We start from the raw sequence: 17,359 nt of genomic DNA, 5'->3' as shown, positions 1-17,359 counted from the left end.
TATGTCACAAAAATTACATGTTTTAATAAAAAAAGTTTTATACTTTCTACAATACAAATTTTATTTAATAATAAATAAAATTTTAAATATAAGTATTTTAAAAAGTATGCTTTTATTATTTGATAATAAAAATCAAGAAATTATATTTATAAGATATATCTTTGGGGCTTTAACTATTGTGGGTAACCATAAATCTTATAAAATTGAAATTAATAGAAATTCATTAGCAAAAGAAATATTTAATAGAGAGTATATAAAAAACAACTATGCTGAAATCTATGATATTTTACTACCTTTAAAAATTAAAAGAAAATTTGGTTTTATATTCTTGGAATCTAATACAGTTCAAAATATATGTCAATTAGACTTTAAATTGTCTTATGAATATATGCGAAGAGTCTTTGAAAAAAATATGCTAAGAAGTGTAGATGTAAACTATTTTAATAATATATTAGAGTCAATTAAATTAATTTCAAGAACTGATGATGAATTTAATATTTTAAAAAAAATATTTATAAAAGTATTTGAAATGGAAAAATATTTGGCTCCCTCGCATGGAGATTTTCATATCAGAAATATATTGAAAAATGAGGATAGATATTATTTGATAGATTTGGATTGTTTTAAGCGTTTTCAGTTTATATGGATGGATGAAATATATTTTGTTATTGAATTGATTGTTTTTGAAAATAAAAATATTAATTGGCTTGAAGTCGTTAAGCAAATTGTTATTGATAGCAGAATACTAATTAAATACAAGGAATATTTTAATCATTTTAACTTCGAGAACCCATATGCGCAATTACTAATTTACTTATTGGATCGTATAGAACAGGAAAAAAAACATACTAATTATAATTTAGATAATATATATAAAATTATTGATTTAATTATCGGGAGAATAAATGATACAAAATATAACATATAATCAAAAATTATTATCAGTAATCATAAGAGCAAACTATGAAAAGGATGGAATAGAATTTTTTACTCCGGATGATTTCTCTCAGCAGCTCGCATACATGAAAAGACCTAAAAATTATGTAATTCCTCCACATGTTCATAATGCAGTATCTAGAGAAGTTCAGTATACTCAAGAAGTTTTATATATTAAAAGTGGTAAAGTAAGAGTTGATTTTTATGATGACAATAAAAATTATTTGCAAAGCACTATACTCAACAAAGGAGACGTAGTACTTCTAGCTTTTGGCGGACATGGTTTTGAGATGATAGAAGAAAGTGAAATTATTGAAGTAAAGCAAGGTCCTTATGCAGGGGAAATGGATAAAATAAGGTTTGAACCAGTGCAAAAAGAAAGATTGGAGATTAAATGATGGACTTTATACCAGTAAATGAGCCATTACTAAATGGTAATGAAAAAAAATATCTAAATGAGTGTATAGATACTGGGTGGATAAGTAGCGAGGGTCCATTTATAAAAAAATTTGAAGAAAATATGTCTAGCTATATAGGTAGAAAATATGCTGTTGCTGTAACAAATGGAACCGCTGCTCTTGAGATGGCTATAGAAGCGCTTGACCTTGGTAAAAATGATGAAGTTATAATGCCTAGTTTTACGATAATATCTTGTGCTCAAGCAGTTGTGAAAGTTGGGGCAAAACCAGTATTAGTGGATAGCGAGTATGATAGCTTTAATATGAAAGTGGAAGATATTGAGGCAAAAATTACACCAAATACAAAAGCCATAATGGTTGTTCATATATATGGGCTACCTGTGGATATTGATCCGATTTTAAATTTGGCAAAAAAATATAATCTTAGAATTATAGAAGATGCAGCCGAGATGCATGGACAGACATATAACAATAAAATGTGTGGGTCTTTTGGCGATATAAGTATATTTAGTTTTTATCCAAATAAACATGTTACAACTGGTGAGGGTGGCATGGTATTAACAGATGATGAAAATTTGTACGAGAAATGCAAAAGTTTAAGAAATCTTTGTTTTTCGTCAGATGGAAAGAAAAGATTTATTCACGAAAGACTTGGGAGCAATCTTAGAATGACAAATATCCAGGCGGCACTCGGAGTTGCACAATTGGAAAGGATAAAGGAACATATAATCAAAAAAAGATGGATAGGCAGTATGTATCAGGAGCTACTTGGCGATATAGATACCATAAATTTACCTATAAAAAATAAGCCATTTGCAGAAAATATTTATTGGGTATTTACCATTACACTTAAAGATGTTTGCAAAAAAATAGCAAAAGATATTATGCAAGAACTTGGTATTAAAGGAGTTGGAACCAGACCTTTTTTTTATCCCATGCATGAACAACCAGTTTTTAAAAATATGGGGCTTTTTAAAAATGAAGACTATCCAAATGCTAAAAAACTTTATGAAAGAGGATTTTATATTCCAAGTGGCTTAGCAATTACGGAAGAACAGATAAAAGAAGTTTCGAAAATTATGCATGAGGTTTTAAAATGAAACAATTTGGAGATTTATATTCAAAATACTATGATCTTCTTTATGAAGATAAAAATTACTCTGGTGAAGTTGAATATATAGATTTTCTAATAAAAAAGAATTGTCAAAATACTAAAACGTTGCTAGATATGGGCTGTGGCACCGGAAAACATGCTGAACTTTTATGTGAAAAGGGCTATAAAGTTCACGGTATAGACTTAAGCCAAGATATGCTTAAAATCGCAAATAAAAGAAAGATTGGAAAGGAAGACAGGCTTGATTTTAGTCATTCAAGTATTCAAAATTTAAATATTGATAAAAAATTTGATGTAATTACTTCCTTGTTTCATGTTATGAGTTATCAAAATACGAATAGTGAGCTATTAAAAGTATTTGAGATAGCTAAGAAGCATTTAAATACACATGGAATTTTTATTTTTGATTTTTGGTATGGACCAGCCGTGCTTACGGATTTACCGGTAACTAGAATTAAGAGACTTGAAAATAAGAATATAAAAATAACAAGACTTGCAGAGCCTATTATTTATGCCCAAAGAAATATTGTAGACGTGAACTATGATATTTTTATAGAAGATAAGATATCGAAAAAAGTAGTAGAAAAAAAAGAATTACACAAAATGAGGTATTTTTTTGATACGGAGCTAGAATTTATTTGTAAAACGGTTGGTCTTAAGATTTTAAAGAAATATAAATGGATGAGCTATAGAAAACCTAGTTTTAAGAGTTGGAATGTGACATGGATAGTAAGAAAAGAATTTTGATTATTCATCCTGAAGGAAATATTTATAATAATCCAAATTTATATTCAATAATTAAGTTATTGAATGCTAACTATAGTTTGGAAATTTTTTTACCGAATTTAAAGGTGGCATATGATAGCCTTGAGTTTAGACATATAGTTAAGGTTTACAATAAGATATTCAATAGAATATTCAATAGAATTTTATGGAATCGTTTTTTATTTAAATTTTTTTATAAATTTTTTGAAAAAAAATATTTCTCAAGAGATTTGTATGATTTGATTATAGGTGTAGATCAACTTGGGCTACTATTGGCAAGCGAATTTGCAAAAAGAATAAAAGTTCCATTTGGACTTATATCGTATGAAATTTTTTTTTATGGTGAATGTGGCTACAAAGAAAAAAAAATAGAAATAAATGCATCACAAGAATTAGATTTTGTAATAACTCAAGACGATATCAGGGCAAGATTTCTTTCTGAAGAAAATAAAATAAGTAGTAAAAAAATTTTCACAATACCAGTATCATCATCAGATTTTTTTTCTTATAAAAAAGAGTACTTAATTTATGATGAACTTAATATTCCAAAAGATAAGAACATATTAATATTTATAGGATCGGTCGATAGATGGACTTGTATTGACAAGGTTTTAGCAAATGTTAATAATTTTCCAGATTCTTGGGTATTTGTTTTACATGATAGATATGGTGATACACAAAAAAAAGTAAATAAGCTATACCCACATATTCTTAAATACAAGAATAAGAAGGTATATTTTTCAAATATAAAAATAAAAGATACTGGCGATATGCATAAAATATTACATTGTGCAGATTTGGGGTTAGCAACATATTGTCCTAATTTTGCCAATAAATATACGGGAAAAAATATTGAATTTATTGGGCTAGCTTCTGGGAAAATAAGTACTTATTTGCAAAATGGATTACCAATTATAACTACAAAAAATAAAATTTTGGATGAGAGTATTAAAAAGAATAATTTAGGCTTTTCCATAAAAAGTATAGAAGAAATTCCAGTTATATTAGAACATTTTCAGCCATCTCGGCATATTAATGAAGCTTGTACGGATTTTTTTTGTAAAGAGCTAAGCTTCGATAATTATTCTAAAGATTTATTAAGATTGATAGAAAAACTATTAAATAAGGCTGACGAGAGGGAGGGGTAATATAATAAAAGAACCAATAGATAAAGATATCTACTATAAAAATTATGAAGAAAGACCCACAATACTTAGCATAATTACTGCAACTTATAATGTAGAAAAATTCTTGCCTAGATTGATAAAAAGTCTGAAAGAGCAAGTCGATAAAGATTTTGAGTGGATCATTTCTGATGGAGCGTCTAGCGATAAGACTTTAGAAATTTTAAAAAATACTGGTGGGATAAATATAAAAGTAATTTCGGGCGAAGACTTTGGGATTTATGATGCTTTAAATAGAGGTATAAAAGCTTGCAATGGAGAATTCTATCTTGTTATCGGTGCCGATGATGGGCTTTATCCAAATGCTATTAAAGATTATAAGAAAGCCATGGGGGATGGTGTAGACATAATAACAGCTTGTATTGATACTAATAATGGCAAAATTGAGCCAAATGGTGGACCAAGATGGCTAAAGGCACAAGCTCACTACATCTCTGGACATGCTGTAGGCTCAATATACCGTACAAGTCTTCATCAAAAACTTGGTTACTATTCAAGAAAATTTCCAATAGCGGCAGATCAGCTATTTGTACTAACTGCTGCAAATTGTGGAGCAAAGATAAAAGTTATAAAAAGTGTTGTCGGTAAATTTTCAAATGATGGAGTTAGTAGTATTGATATGTTGGGGGCTCTTTGTGAATTTTACAGAGTTCAGGTGGTGATGGGCGAAAATAAATTTTTACAAACTGTCCTATTTATTTTAAGACTTATTAAAAATTTTAGAAAATTATAAAGATGTATAAATGAAAGACTACGATGTTTCTATAATAGTTCCCATATATAATGTGGAGAAATATATAGAAAAATGTGCAACTACGCTTTTAGAGCAAGACTATAACAATATAGAGTATATTTTTGTAAATGATTGCACTCCAGATAGTTCTATGAAAATTTTGAAGGACATTATTGAAAGATACCCAAATAGAATAAGCCATGTAAAAATTATTAATAAAATAAAAAATGAAGGCTTGCCGCAAGCTAGAAAAAGTGGGTTGAAAATATCAAGTGGTAAATACATTTTACATGTAGATAGTGACGACTGGGTCGATAAAGATATGGTAAGTTCTTTGATGAGTGAAGCTAGAAAAAGTTATGCAGACATAGTTTGTTTTGACTATATTAAAGAATTTAATAAAAAAAGCGTTGTAAAAAGTTTTTTTTATACAAAAAATCATCCAAAGTCTAATTTGAACTTCGTAAAAGCTATTTTATCTCATGAAATTTCTGTTTCCATGTGTGATAAATTGGTTAAAAGAGAGCTTTATGAAAATGTTGAATTTCCATATTTTTCGCACTGTGAAGATAGTTTTGTAAATTTACAGCTTTTTTATTGGGCAAAAAAAATTATTCACATTGCAAAACCATTTTATCACTATAGAACAAATCCTAATTCGCTTTCTAGTAGTTTTTCAAATAATAAAAAAGCCCTTGGTGATTTTGCTGATTTTAGCATAGCTGTAAAGAAATTTTTGATACAAAAAGATCTTTTTGATGAATATTTTAAATTTCACATTCCTACTATTTTAAAATTTACTTTGGATTATTCTGAAAGTGACTTCAAAAAACAAATAAATGCTATATGCCCAGAAGCAAATAATATAAAATACGTTTTTCAAATCAATAGAAATATAATCTATAAAATTTTATATAGCACTGTTTTTATAGGGTTCCCGCAAATTTTTGTTTTTGCAAAAAAAGTATTTATTAGGCTTAGAAATTTTTAGATTCATATGATTGGAGTTGCTATGAAAATTTTTATAATCGGTAATGTCTCGTCTATGATGATAAATTTCAGAGAAGAGCTCATAAAACTACTTGTATCAAAAGGGCATGATGTCTACTGTTTAGTTAGTGACTACAATGAAGAAAGTAGAAAAAAAATAATCTCATTAGGTGCAACACCGCTTGACCACACTTTAAATGCAAAAGGGCTAAATCCATTTAAAGATATCATTGCTACATATGATTTGGTTAAACTATTTAGGCAGCATAGGCCAGATGCGGTTTTTTCTTTTTTTGTTAAGCCAGTTATTTTTGCAGCTATAGCCGCAAAAATAGCAAGAGTGCCACGAATAGTAGGCATGATAGAAGGGCTTGGCGGGGCTTTTACAGTTCATAAAAATGGGCAAACAAAAAAGGCGAAAATTATAAAAACTATACAAGTTCTTTTATATAGAATTTCACTACCATCTCTTGACGAGCTTATATTTTTAAATAATGACGATAAAAAGGACTTGATTGATAAATACAATATAAAAGTAAAATCTATAAATATCTTAGGTGGCATAGGTGTTGATCTTGATAAATTCTCATATACTAAAGCACCTACTGATCCTATAAGTTTTATTTTTATAGCAAGACTTCTTGCAGAAAAGGGAATATTTGAGTATTTAGAGGCAGCTAAAATCGTAAAAGAAAAATATAAAGATGTAAAGTTTTATATATTTGGTAGTTTTGATGAGCACAATCCATTTGGATTAACGCAAGAAGAGCTAAAACCTTATCTTGATAGTGGTGTAGTTATATATCCTGGCTTCGTAAATGATATAAAAGAACGGATAATGAATAGTTCCATTTTTGTCTTGCCTTCGTATTACAGAGAAGGTGTGCCAAGAAGTACACAGGAAGCTATGGCGATAGGAAGGGCAGTAATAACCACAAATAGTGTAGGATGCAAAGAAACTGTTGAAGATGGAGTAAATGGATTCTTGGTGCCACCATTTGATAGTAAAATTTTGGCACAAAAGATGATTTATTTTATACAAAATTCAGAAATGATAGTCCAAATGGGTATGGAAAGCAGAAAAATAGCTGAAGTAAAATTTAATATAAATGAAAAGAATGAAAGACTTGCAAAGATTATTATTGGAAAATAGCACATTACTATTTTTAGGTTTTTAATTTAAAAATTTATATTGACTTGATTTTAGCAAGCTTATCGTGATTTAAATAATAAAACCAATACAAGCTGGTTAGTTTTTTAAGCTAGACTTCTAACCCGCTAGTCCACCAACTAGTTTTTATATTGTTCTTATTAGCCTTTTGTTTTAAAAATTCCCCTTCCTCTCTTATAGGTTTATATTCATCTTTTAAGATTTTTTTCTTAACATCGATCTTTTGCTCTAGCATATTCTTCTCATAAATTTTATATGTTGGCTTTTAGTATTCAAGGTAATTTCCAAAGCTAGCACCATGTCCTACATCATAGTGGTAGCTTACACATTTTAGCTCTTTATCGCTATCAAGGAGTTTTTATGGCGATGTGTGAGTTGCCGATATTGACCGGGTAGTTTTCATCTTTACCGATAACTGCGAAGCAAGCGTTAGCTAATTCTAATTTTATCCATTACATTTATTGCTTATAAATAAATTTAATTACTAAAGAATTAAGCTAAATAAAATAGAAAATAAAATATAATCCCAAATCTTTGGTCCCGTAGCTCAGTTGGTAGAGCACTACCTTGACATGGTAGTGGTCGATGGTTCGAGTCCATTCGGGGCCACCACTTCTAATAAAACATCCTAAACAAGAGATTTAAAAATTAATTGTTAGTAAATTTTCTAAAGATGCGGTAAAGATTTATTTCAAATAATCTTTCACATCATACTCTTTGCCGGCATCGTGATCTTTTAAAAGCTTTGCCACGATAGGGCTTAAAATGATAATGGCAATTAAATTTGGTACGACCATCAAGCCATTGAACATATCTGCTAGGCTCCAGACAAAATCCACCTTTTGCAAGCTTCCCAAGAAGACAAAAACGACTACTAAAATTTGAAAAGCTCTGACCGCTTTTGCCCCTAAAAGGTAGCGTACGTTGATCTCAGCAAAGTAGTACCATCCAAGTATCGTTGTAAATGCAAAGAAAAATAGACAAATCGCTACAAAGCCATATCCGCCTGCTTTGCCAAAGATGTGTGAAGAGAAGGCTTCTTGCACCAAGGTAATGCCAGTAAAGACTGCCTTGCCGTTTTCAAAGCTGATGACATTTGCGGTAAGCACTACAAAAACGGTGATATTTAAGACGATAAATGTATCTACAAAAACGCTCATTATGCCAAGGACTGCTTGATCGACCGGGTGTTTGACGTTTGCAGCAGCGTGTGCGTGCGGAGTTGAGCCCATGCCAGCTTCGTTACTAAAAAGACCCCTTGCTATGCCGTATCTCATAGCAGCTGCGATGCTAGCCCCAGTCGCCCCACCCCAAGCCGCTGAAGGATCAAATGCGGCTCTAAAAATAAGTGAAACTGCTTCTGGAATTTGCTGAAAATTTAAAAATATAATAGCTAACCCCACTCCTACGTAAAGTAGAGCCATGATAGGCACGATCTTTTCAGCTACTCTTGCGATTGCCTTTACGCCACCTATAAAGATGACTGCACAAACCATTGCCAAAAAGGCTCCAGTTAGCCACTGCGGTATGCCAAAAGCACCGCTAAAACCATCTGATATGGAGTTTGCTTGAACCATATTGCCGATAAAACCAAGTGCAATGATGATAGCGATAGCAAAAAATCCAGCTAAAATTTTTGCTAATTTACCTTTTAAACCGCGGCTTATGTAAAATGCTGGACCACCTATTGTATGACTGCTGTCGTCTTTTGTGCGGTAAATTTGAGCAAGGCAAATTTCAGCAAAATTTGTAGCCATGCCTAAAAATGCAGCACACCACATCCAAAAAATCGCTCCAGGTCCACCCATGATAAGGGCCGTCGTTGCGCCTACTAGATTGCCAGTGCCGACTTGTGCGGCGATCGCAGTTGCGACTGCTTGAAACTGACTCATGCCAGCCTTGCCAGCCGCCTCGCCATGAAGTGAGAAATTTCCAAAAAGCTCTTTTAACCCCATTTTAAACTTAAAAATTTGAACAAAGCCAAGCCTAATGGTAAAAAAGAGCCCAGTGCCGCAAAGTAGGGCAATGAGGAAGTATGGGCCCCAGAGAAATGAATTTATACTCTCAACACAATTATTTAAAATTTCAGCAAAATTTGTAGGCATTCTCTTGACTTTCATTGGTGTAGTTTAAAGAGCGAGTATATTTAAAAAAATATAAAATTAAAATAAATAAGAAAAATTTTTTAGCTTGGCTTAAAATTTCGTGCTAGTTTCGGCTTATTCGTGGCAAGCGCATTTTTACTAGCCAGGTTTTACGGCAGATATTTTTACGCTCTAAGTCGTTTTTTGATTGATAATTTTTAAATTTATCCTACAATGAAGATTTAAGAAGGCTAAAATTATTTAAATTTTTAAAATTATGTTTTTGTATGCTTTAGATGACTTTTTAAAGCAATTTGCAATCTTTCTTGCGCGGATATAACTTGGCAAAACGTATTTGATTATTAGTTTTGCTAAAAAATTTTATCAAACGCTTTTAAAGGGCTTTGGCGTTAAATTTTGCTTCATTGTTATTTGTTAGATTTGCCATATTTTGTCCGCTATTTGACTTGCTGGTAGTCAATCTTTGCGTCAAATTTTTCTTGCCGATCGCTGCCTAAAGTTGTTTAAAAATTTCTGGAAATCCGCTTACTCTGCCGTAAGCCGTTGTTAATCTACACCAAGGTACGTCTTATATCTTTAAATTTGCGATGTACACTAAATTTTGCTAGTTCATCTACGTTTCTTTTAAAATTTACTCCATAAATCTGACAGAGTAAAGCCTAATATTTAACCCTTGAATTTTATTTTCTCTAGCCACTCATTTAGCGTTTTTTCAAAGCCTATGCCCTTACTTTTGTAAAAAACGAGCGGTTTCTCTAGATATTTTTGCTCGACCCAGCCGCCAAAATCATGCGGATAAAGGTAGTCTTTGCTCTCTTTTGTGTGATTTTTTAGATATGGCGGGATCTTTAAAATTTCCTCGCTTTGCACGTATTTTAGGGCAGTATTTATTGCATTGTAGCTGGAGTTTGACTTTGGCGAGCTGGCTAGATAGATGGCGCACTGAGCCAGTATGATCCTAGCCTCTGGAAAGCCTATCTCTTTTACCGTGCTAAGCGTGCTGGCGGCTAAATTTAGCGCATTTGGGTTTGCATTGCCGATGTCTTCGCTGGCAAATATCGCCATCCTTCTAGCGATGAAGTCCGCACTCTCGCCAGAGTCTATGAGCCTTGCAAGGTAGTAGATAACGGCGTTTTCGTCGCTTCCACGCAGACTTTTTATAAAAGCGCTTGCTAGCTCGTAGTGCGTGTCGTCCTCTTTTGCCCCCTCTTTTAGGGCGTTTTGGCGAAGTGTTTTTAAATTTTCTAAGCTTACATTTTCATCAAGTGTGACGGCAAATTCAAGTAAATTTAGCATAGCTCTTGCGTCACCGCCACTACTTTTAAAGAGATACTCCTTTGCCTCATCATCTATGTTAAATGAAATTTGCTCTTTGATCTTGTCAAGAAGCTCCTCAAAATCGCTACTGCTAAGTGGCCTAAACTCAAAGAGCATCGAGCGACTTCTGATACCTGAGCTTAGCGTGAAAAAGGGATTTTCGGTGCTAGCGCCGATAACTAGGGCTTTGTAGTTTTCCATGGGAATTAGCAGTGCTTCTTGTTGGGTTTTGCTTAGGCGGTGGATCTCGTCTATGAAAAAGAGTGGCTTATTTAGGGCGTTTTCGTAGTTTTTTAAAATTTTGCGAAAGTCATCTATCTTTAAATTTCCGCCGTCAAACTCGTAAAAGTCGTAGTTTGCGCCGCTTGCGACTGCCCTTGCAAAGCTCGTCTTGCCACAACCTGCTGGACCATAAAAGATGGAGTGTGGGATTTTGCTAGAGGCTATAAATTTTAAAAATGCCGCTTTAACCGCCTTTTGCCCGCAAATTTCATCCAAGTTTTTTGGTCTAAACATCAGCGCAAGTGAGCTCAAATTTGTTCCTTTAATTTGCTGGTTTTGGCAAAATTTTAGCCTTTGCAGTAAGACTTTCTATCTTAAACTCATAAATTTTAGTAATCTTTAACCCATACTGAGCCGCTGTTTCAAAGGTGTTCATCGCATAAGCTGTGTATTTTAGGCTGAGAATTTTTAAAATTTCATATTTTTTGGCCTCGTCTGTGATCTCGTAAACTCTAGTTTTTGCGATGGCACTTTTGTACTCAGTCGTAAAAACCTTGCCTCCAAGTGCCTTGCCATCATCTTTTATCGCCTCTAGCTCACTTTCGCTTAGATGAGGGACTTTATTGAAACTAACGCAGACAAACTCCACTTTTCGTCCATCTTGAAGTAGTTTTGCCTTACAGCCAGCGGTAGCTCCGTGTATAAAAATACTTTCACCAACTCTAACAGGTGAGATCGGTACGCTAAAAATTTCTCCCTCATCATCCACGCATGAAATTACCGCATATTCGCATTCATCTATGATTTTTAGGCCATCTTCGCGGCTTAGCTCTCTATCTTTTCGTCTCATTTTTTATCCTTTTTTGAAAGAGCATTTTAAAATTTAAGTGCTTAAAGGCTAGTATAACGCAAAAATTTCAAGGAAAAACATGAAAAAAATAGCTATTTTTGCCATTTTACTTGGCGTAAATTTAGTCCATGCAAACGATGTTTGCAATGAATATATCAAGCAAAGTAGGCTCTATCTTGACGAGCTTTATGCCAAAGAGAGCAAGCGACTTGCAAATGATGAAAAGGCGTTAAGGCTTTTTGAGCTTAAATTTGATGAGTTTAAACAAAGACAAAGCGGCCAAGAAGCCATAATTTTGCAAAACAAAGATGAGAAATTTTGCAAAAGAAAGCTTGAAGAGACAAACAAACTTTTAAATGATCTAAAAAAATAGATCAAATTTTTACGTTTAGATCCCAGTCTATTGGCGTTTTGCCGTGGTTTGCTAGATAAATGTTTGCTTTTGAGAAGTGACGGCAGCCAAAAAACGCCCCACGAGCCAGAGGGCTTGGATGTGCTGCCTCTAAGATGAGGTGCTTGCTGGTGTCAATGAGCGGTGCTTTGGCTCTAGCTGGGTTGCCCCAAAGTATAAAAACTACGTTTTGTAAATTTTCGCTTATCTTTTTTATTACAGCATCAGTAAAGCCCTGCCAGCCAAAGCTTGCATGAGAATTTGCCACTCCAGCGCTAACGCTTAAAGTTGAGTTTAGTAGTAGTACGCCTTGTTTTGCCCATTTTGTTAGATCGCCGCTATTTGGCTCTTTTATGCCAAGATCAGCGTAAATTTCTTTATAGATATTTACAAGACTTGGTGGGACTTTTACGCCACTAGGTACTGAAAAGCTTAATCCCATGGCTTGATTTGCGCCATGGTATGGATCTTGGCCTAGGATGACGACTTTGACATCGTGAAATGGCGTTAGGTTAAATGCATTAAATATAAGCGCGCTTGGTGGATAGATAACGCCAGTACTCTTTGCTTTTAAGAAATTTTCTTTGATACGCGCAAAATTTTCACTCAAAAACTCATCTTTTAACATCTCTTTCCAACTTGGCTCGATCTTTATATCATCTAAATTTATCTGCATCTTCCTGCCTTTTATAAGTTTTAGCTGTATAATTTTAACTAAAATTTATCCAAAGGAAAGAGCTGTGTCTGAGCAAATTTTTAATAAGATACATGAGCTTCTTAGCAAGAATGAAGCCAAATTTAAAGTTCTAAACCATGAGAGTGCGACCACTTCAGAAGAGGTAGCAAAACTTAGAGGAACAAAGATGAGTCAAGGCGCAAAGGCTCTAGTTTGCTCTATTAAAGGGGTGGATGAGGAGAGATTTAGGCAAATTTTTAAAGATGAAAATGTGCTAAATGATTATTTACTAAGCGATGAAAAGCCAGCGATGAAGGCTGGTAAAATTTATATTTTGGCTATTTTGCCAGCCGATATGCAAGCAAATCTTGATAGCTTGACACAAAAATTTGACGGCAAAAGAGCAAGCCTAGCTAGTCCAGATGAAGTTTTGGCATTGACAGATTGTGTTTTTGGATCAGTGCCACCATTTAGCTTTCATAAAAATTTACACATTGTAGTTGATGAAAGGTTACTACAAAGAAACGATGAGATCGCATTTAATGCAGGACTACTTGATAGATCGATCATTTTAAATACAAAAGATTATACGAAGATAGTACGACCAACGCTAATAAATTTTGCAGAATAAAAAGTGCTAGGCTAACCACTTCCTAGCACTAAATATTGTCGGGAGAAAAATGAATTTAAATAATACAAAGACGAGAAATTGCTAAATTCATTTCAAGAACAAATATTATCAGGCATAATCTTAAAATATAATAAATTATATAAATAAGAATCTTTAAATTTAGGGATTTACGTATTTATTAAATATAAATATATATATTTTATAAATAAATTTATATATCAAAGCTTGCGGATTTAAAAAGAATTTATAAAAATTTGCTTAGTAAATATTAAGTTTAGCTTAAAGCCCATTTAGATAAAATCCTTAATCGTTCTTTTATCGTAAAAAAGACAATTTGATATAAGGAAAAACAATGAGCGATATCATCGCATACAAACTAAATGGCGAAATAGTCGATACACAAAGTATCGCAGGGCGTGAGAGTAGTGCTGAGCCTATCTATTTTGACAACTCAAAAGAGGCACTACACGTTATCAGACACTCCTGTGCACACCTCATGGCACAAGCTATCAAATCACTCTATCCAAAGGCGAAATTCTTTGTCGGACCAAACGTAGAAGATGGGTTTTATTATGATTTTAGAGTTGATGATGAGGGCACGAAGCTAGGCGAGAGCGATCTAGCAGCGATCGAAGATAAGATGAAAGAGCTTGCTGAGAAGAAATTTGACATCGTAAAAGCTTGCTCAACTAAAGCTAATATGAGTGAGAAATTTAAAAACGACGATCTAAAACAAGAGGTCTTAAAAAGAATTCCAGATGGCGAAGTTAGCAGCTACTCGCAAGGCGATTTTGAAGATCTTTGCCGTGGACCACATGTGCCAAATACTAAATTTTTAAAATTTTTCAAGCTTACACGCGTGGCTGGAGCTTATCTTGGCGGAGATGAGAGCCGTGAGATGCTAACTAGAATTTATGGCACAGCATACGCAGACAAAGAGAGCCTAAAAGAGCACATCCGCATCATCGAAGAGGCCAAAAAGCGTGACCATAGAAAGCTTGGCGTCGAGATGAAGCTATTTACCTTCGACGAAGAGGTCGGCGGCGGTCTACCGATCTGGCTGCCAAACGGCGGACGCTTGCGCTCGAAGTTAGAGCAAATTTTATACAAAGCCCACCGCGACCGCGGCTACGAGCCGGTTAGAGGCCCCGAGCTACTAAAAGCCGACGTATGGAAAAAGAGCGGCCACTACGCAAACTACAAAGAAAATATGTACTTTACGACTATTGACGACGCAGAGTATGGCATAAAGCCGATGAACTGCGTCGGCCACATCAAAGTTTATCAAAGTGACATCCGCTCTTACCGCGATTTGCCACTTAAATTTTTCGAGTATGGCGTCGTGCATCGCCATGAAAAAAGCGGTGTGCTTCACGGACTTTTCAGGGTTAGAGAATTTGCACAAGATGACTCGCACATCTTTTGTATGCCAAGCCAAATCAAAGAAAATATCCTAGAAATTTTAAAATTTGCCGGCAAAATAATGGAAAATTTCGGCTTTCATTACGAGATGGAAATTTCGACCAAGCCTGCAAAAGCGATTGGCGGGGACGAAATTTGGGAGACTGCAACCAAAGCGCTAAAAGAAGCGCTTGATGAAAACGGTTTTAGATACGGTATCGACGAGGGCGGTGGCGCATTTTATGGACCAAAAATCGACATCAAAATCACCGACGCATTAAAACGAAAGTGGCAATGCGGCACTATACAAGTTGATTTTAACTTGCCAGAGCGCTTTGATCTAGGCTACATCGACGCAAATAACGAAAGACAGCGCCCTGTAATGCTTCACAGAGCCTTGCTTGGCAGTTTTGAGAGATTTATAGGAATTTTACTTGAGCACACTGCTGGCGAGCTACCATTTTTCATAGCTCCTACGCAAGTCGTCATCGTGCCTATTAGCGACGTGCATTTAGACTATGCAAAAGAAATTTCACGCGAGCTAAGAAAGATCAACGTCGATAGCGAGATCGCAAGTAAAAATGAGAGTTTAAATAAAAGAATAAGAACGGCAGAAAAACAAAGGGTGCCTATGATAGTCGTGCTAGGTGACAACGAAGTAGCGAACAAGAGCGTTGCGCTACGCGACAGACAGGCTAGGACGCAGAGCGATATGAGCTTGGCGGAATTTATAAATTTAACGAAGGAGAAACTTAGTGAGGTACATTTTTGAGTAAGGAAAATGAAGTATTGCTCAATGAGGACATAAGGGCGAGAGAGGTAAGATGTGTAGGGGATGATGGCACGGCATACGGTGTCATCTCAAGAGAAGAGGCTTTAGAGATCTCAAATAAGCTTGGGCTTGATCTAGTGCTTATAGCGCCAGACGCGAAGCCACCAGTTTGCAAGATAATGGACTATGGTAAATTCCGTTATCAGCAAGAGAAAAAGCAAAAAGAGGCCAAGAAAAAGCAAAAAACCATCGAGATAAAAGAGATAAAACTCTCTGTCAAGATCGCCCAAAACGATATAAACTACAAGGTTAAACACGCAAGCGAGTTTTTGCAAGATGGCAAACACGTTAAATTTCGTGTATTTTTAAAGGGTCGCGAGATGAGCACTCCAGAAGCTGGTGTAGCTATGCTTGAGAAGGTCTGGGAAATGATAAAAAATGAAGCTGATCGCGATAAAGAACCTATGATAGAAGGTCGTTATGTAAATATGCTTGTAACTCCAAAAAAGGGTTAAATTCTAAACAAAGAGCAGGTGCTAGCTTGCTCTTTCTTACATTAAATTTTAAATACAAAAACTTATAAATAATTATTTTCCAAAAATCCTATCATTTTTATATGTGTTAAATTTACGCAAAGGCGTTTGCAGGGTTGATACGGCTTACGGTTAAATTTTGTAGAAGAAATTTAGGAGTGGCTTAAATTTAGTAAATTTTGATCTTTGCCCAGCATAATCCAATCATTTTGCTATCGCTTGCATATACGCTTTGCTAAAAATAATCTAGGTAAATCGACTCTCTTGCGAGCTTACAAAATTTTAGTGCTTGCGTGAGTGTTTTTAAGCCAAATTTTGCCTAATATCTAGCTAAATTTGATAATGGGATATTGCTTTAATAATACTTTTTACAAAAAGCTTTGACTACTCTTGGTTTTATGTGGCGACCAAATTTGACGAGAAGTTTGATTGTTTGTGGATTAAATGTAGCAAATTTTAATTTTTGCTTACTAGAATTTGCTCCATCCTTTTTCTGCCAACCATTACATGGGCGCTTTACTGAAATTCGACTAGGCAAGAGCTCGCCTGAAAGAGTAAATTTGATAATTTGTAAGTTTATGGCACTTGTGTTTAGCATTTTAAGTTAGATTTCGCTTAATAGCAGGCTAAATTTGCTAAAAAATTCGCTTGTTTATAGTTTAAATTTATAAAAGAGAATTTAGGCTGGGTGAGCATAAATTTACTAAATTTTATAAGCCATTTCTTGGCAAAAATCAAATGCCCTATAATCTGCTTGGATAAAATTTAGTGTTTGCTCATTCTCTGTCAGGACTTCTTCATTTTGCCTTGCTATATCGATGTCAGCTAATACTATAAAAATTTCTCGCTCGCAACGCGCCTGCTACAAATTTCTTCATTTTTAAACAGCCACACATAAACATACCACTCGTGTAATCAAGCAAAAGCATCCATGGCAAAAACTTTCAAATTTGTTGCACAAACCTCGCCACTCCACCATTTGCCACCGTATCAGCTCTTTTGGTAAAATTTGCACTAAAAGATCTAAAAATAGTGATCTGCTCGCCAACTTAGTGTAAATACTTTAAATTTAGGCGAGCTTCAAATCCACATATATACAATGCTTCAATCCAGCATAAATTTTAATAGTTTGCTATTAAAATTTGCCAT

The 17,359-nt window shown here is 34.2% G+C and carries 16 protein-coding genes and 1 tRNA gene; 13 read left to right on the top strand and 4 right to left on the bottom strand.

Annotated features, from left to right (window positions below; genetic code table 11):
• Position 1 precedes the first annotated feature (1 nt).
• The 9 genes from A3223_RS07290 (at position 2) to A3223_RS07250 (ending at position 7,924) form a co-directional block, all read left to right on the top strand.
• Positions 2-928, top strand: coding sequence for a hypothetical protein (locus A3223_RS07290; RefSeq protein ID WP_141081801.1), 927 nt, complete (start codon positions 2-4; stop codon positions 926-928).
• Positions 906-1,334 (top strand): hypothetical protein, encoded by a 429-nt coding sequence (locus tag A3223_RS07285; protein ID WP_084109755.1) that lies wholly within the window; start codon positions 906-908, stop codon positions 1,332-1,334. Before A3223_RS07290 ends, A3223_RS07285 begins: the two co-directional genes overlap by 23 nt.
• Positions 1,331-2,455 carry a DegT/DnrJ/EryC1/StrS family aminotransferase gene (locus A3223_RS07280; protein WP_084109754.1) on the top strand — a complete coding sequence of 375 codons (1,125 nt, stop codon included), beginning with the start codon at positions 1,331-1,333 and terminating at the stop codon, positions 2,453-2,455. Before A3223_RS07285 ends, A3223_RS07280 begins: the two co-directional genes overlap by 4 nt.
• On the top strand, positions 2,452-3,216 hold the full coding sequence (locus A3223_RS07275; RefSeq protein ID WP_084109753.1) for a class I SAM-dependent DNA methyltransferase: 765 nt from the start codon (positions 2,452-2,454) through the stop codon (positions 3,214-3,216). Before A3223_RS07280 ends, A3223_RS07275 begins: the two co-directional genes overlap by 4 nt.
• Positions 3,192-4,382, top strand: coding sequence for a hypothetical protein (locus A3223_RS07270; protein ID WP_084109752.1), 1,191 nt, complete (start codon positions 3,192-3,194; stop codon positions 4,380-4,382). The genes A3223_RS07275 and A3223_RS07270 overlap by 25 nt, the downstream gene beginning before the upstream one ends.
• Positions 4,357-5,151 (top strand): glycosyltransferase, encoded by a 795-nt coding sequence (locus A3223_RS07265; protein WP_084109751.1) that lies wholly within the window; start codon positions 4,357-4,359, stop codon positions 5,149-5,151. Before A3223_RS07270 ends, A3223_RS07265 begins: the two co-directional genes overlap by 26 nt.
• 10 nt (positions 5,152-5,161) lie before the next feature.
• Complete coding sequence (locus A3223_RS07260) at positions 5,162-6,142, top strand: glycosyltransferase family 2 protein (protein WP_084109750.1); 981 nt, start codon at positions 5,162-5,164, stop codon at positions 6,140-6,142.
• A gap of 21 nt (positions 6,143-6,163) precedes the next feature.
• Positions 6,164-7,294: a glycosyltransferase family 4 protein gene (locus tag A3223_RS07255; protein ID WP_084109749.1), complete on the top strand. Its 1,131-nt coding sequence runs from the start codon at positions 6,164-6,166 to the stop codon at positions 7,292-7,294.
• Positions 7,295-7,848: 554 nt separating this feature from the next.
• Positions 7,849-7,924, top strand: a tRNA-Val gene (locus A3223_RS07250).
• A 74-nt stretch (positions 7,925-7,998) separates the two neighbouring features.
• On the opposite strand, the gene A3223_RS07245 is transcribed toward A3223_RS07250, so the two are convergent.
• The 3 genes from A3223_RS07245 to A3223_RS07235 all read right to left on the bottom strand — a co-directional run bounded on the left by A3223_RS07245 (position 7,999) and on the right by A3223_RS07235 (position 11,806).
• Complete coding sequence (locus A3223_RS07245) at positions 7,999-9,417, bottom strand: alanine/glycine:cation symporter family protein (protein ID WP_084109748.1); 1,419 nt, start codon at positions 9,415-9,417, stop codon at positions 7,999-8,001.
• Positions 9,418-10,083: 666 nt separating this feature from the next.
• Positions 10,084-11,250 (bottom strand): replication-associated recombination protein A, encoded by a 1,167-nt coding sequence (locus A3223_RS07240; protein ID WP_257639273.1) that lies wholly within the window; start codon positions 11,248-11,250, stop codon positions 10,084-10,086.
• 28 nt (positions 11,251-11,278) lie between these two features.
• Positions 11,279-11,806, bottom strand: a complete 528-nt coding sequence (locus tag A3223_RS07235) for a pyridoxamine 5'-phosphate oxidase family protein (protein ID WP_084109746.1) — start codon at positions 11,804-11,806, stop codon at positions 11,279-11,281.
• 79 nt (positions 11,807-11,885) lie between these two features.
• Here A3223_RS07235 and A3223_RS07230 point away from each other — a divergent pair, with 79 nt between their 5' ends.
• Positions 11,886-12,179 (top strand): hypothetical protein, encoded by a 294-nt coding sequence (locus tag A3223_RS07230; protein ID WP_084109745.1) that lies wholly within the window; start codon positions 11,886-11,888, stop codon positions 12,177-12,179.
• A 1-nt stretch (position 12,180) separates the two neighbouring features.
• Here A3223_RS07230 and ung read toward each other — a convergent pair whose 3' ends face one another.
• The gene (gene ung / locus A3223_RS07225; protein ID WP_084109744.1) at positions 12,181-12,873 is read right to left on the bottom strand and encodes a uracil-DNA glycosylase; all 693 of its coding nucleotides are present in this window, start codon (positions 12,871-12,873) and stop codon (positions 12,181-12,183) included.
• 64 nt (positions 12,874-12,937) lie between these two features.
• Between ung and A3223_RS07220 the strand changes: the two genes are divergently transcribed.
• The 3 genes from A3223_RS07220 to infC all read left to right on the top strand — a co-directional run bounded on the left by A3223_RS07220 (position 12,938) and on the right by infC (position 16,192).
• Positions 12,938-13,504, top strand: a complete 567-nt coding sequence (locus tag A3223_RS07220) for a YbaK/EbsC family protein (protein WP_084109743.1) — start codon at positions 12,938-12,940, stop codon at positions 13,502-13,504.
• A gap of 352 nt (positions 13,505-13,856) precedes the next feature.
• Complete coding sequence (gene thrS, locus A3223_RS07215) at positions 13,857-15,677, top strand: threonine--tRNA ligase (RefSeq protein ID WP_084109742.1); 1,821 nt, start codon at positions 13,857-13,859, stop codon at positions 15,675-15,677.
• Complete coding sequence (gene infC / locus A3223_RS07210; RefSeq protein ID WP_054195973.1) at positions 15,674-16,192, top strand: translation initiation factor IF-3; 519 nt, start codon at positions 15,674-15,676, stop codon at positions 16,190-16,192. The genes thrS and infC overlap by 4 nt, the downstream gene beginning before the upstream one ends.
• Positions 16,193-17,359 lie beyond the last annotated feature (1,167 nt).

Origin of the sequence: Campylobacter concisus (genome assembly GCF_002092855.1) — a bacterium.
GTDB lineage: Bacteria > Campylobacterota > Campylobacteria > Campylobacterales > Campylobacteraceae > Campylobacter_A > Campylobacter_A concisus_AI.
This window is presented reverse-complemented; position numbering and strand designations above follow the sequence as displayed.

Coding starts and splice junctions, on each gene's coding strand:
- A3223_RS07290 (WP_141081801.1), top strand. CDS start 2: ATGTCACAAAAATTACATGTTTTAATAAAAAAAGTTTTATACTTTCTA.
- A3223_RS07285 (WP_084109755.1), top strand. CDS start 906: ATGATACAAAATATAACATATAATCAAAAATTATTATCAGTAATCATA.
- A3223_RS07280 (WP_084109754.1), top strand. CDS start 1,331: ATGATGGACTTTATACCAGTAAATGAGCCATTACTAAATGGTAATGAA.
- A3223_RS07275 (WP_084109753.1), top strand. CDS start 2,452: ATGAAACAATTTGGAGATTTATATTCAAAATACTATGATCTTCTTTAT.
- A3223_RS07270 (WP_084109752.1), top strand. CDS start 3,192: ATGGATAGTAAGAAAAGAATTTTGATTATTCATCCTGAAGGAAATATT.
- A3223_RS07260 (WP_084109750.1), top strand. CDS start 5,162: ATGAAAGACTACGATGTTTCTATAATAGTTCCCATATATAATGTGGAG.
- A3223_RS07255 (WP_084109749.1), top strand. CDS start 6,164: ATGAAAATTTTTATAATCGGTAATGTCTCGTCTATGATGATAAATTTC.
- A3223_RS07245 (WP_084109748.1), bottom strand. CDS start 9,417: ATGCCTACAAATTTTGCTGAAATTTTAAATAATTGTGTTGAGAGTATA.
- A3223_RS07240 (WP_257639273.1), bottom strand. CDS start 11,250: ATGTTTAGACCAAAAAACTTGGATGAAATTTGCGGGCAAAAGGCGGTT.
- A3223_RS07235 (WP_084109746.1), bottom strand. CDS start 11,806: ATGAGACGAAAAGATAGAGAGCTAAGCCGCGAAGATGGCCTAAAAATC.
- A3223_RS07230 (WP_084109745.1), top strand. CDS start 11,886: ATGAAAAAAATAGCTATTTTTGCCATTTTACTTGGCGTAAATTTAGTC.
- ung (WP_084109744.1), bottom strand. CDS start 12,873: ATGCAGATAAATTTAGATGATATAAAGATCGAGCCAAGTTGGAAAGAG.
- thrS (WP_084109742.1), top strand. CDS start 13,857: ATGAGCGATATCATCGCATACAAACTAAATGGCGAAATAGTCGATACA.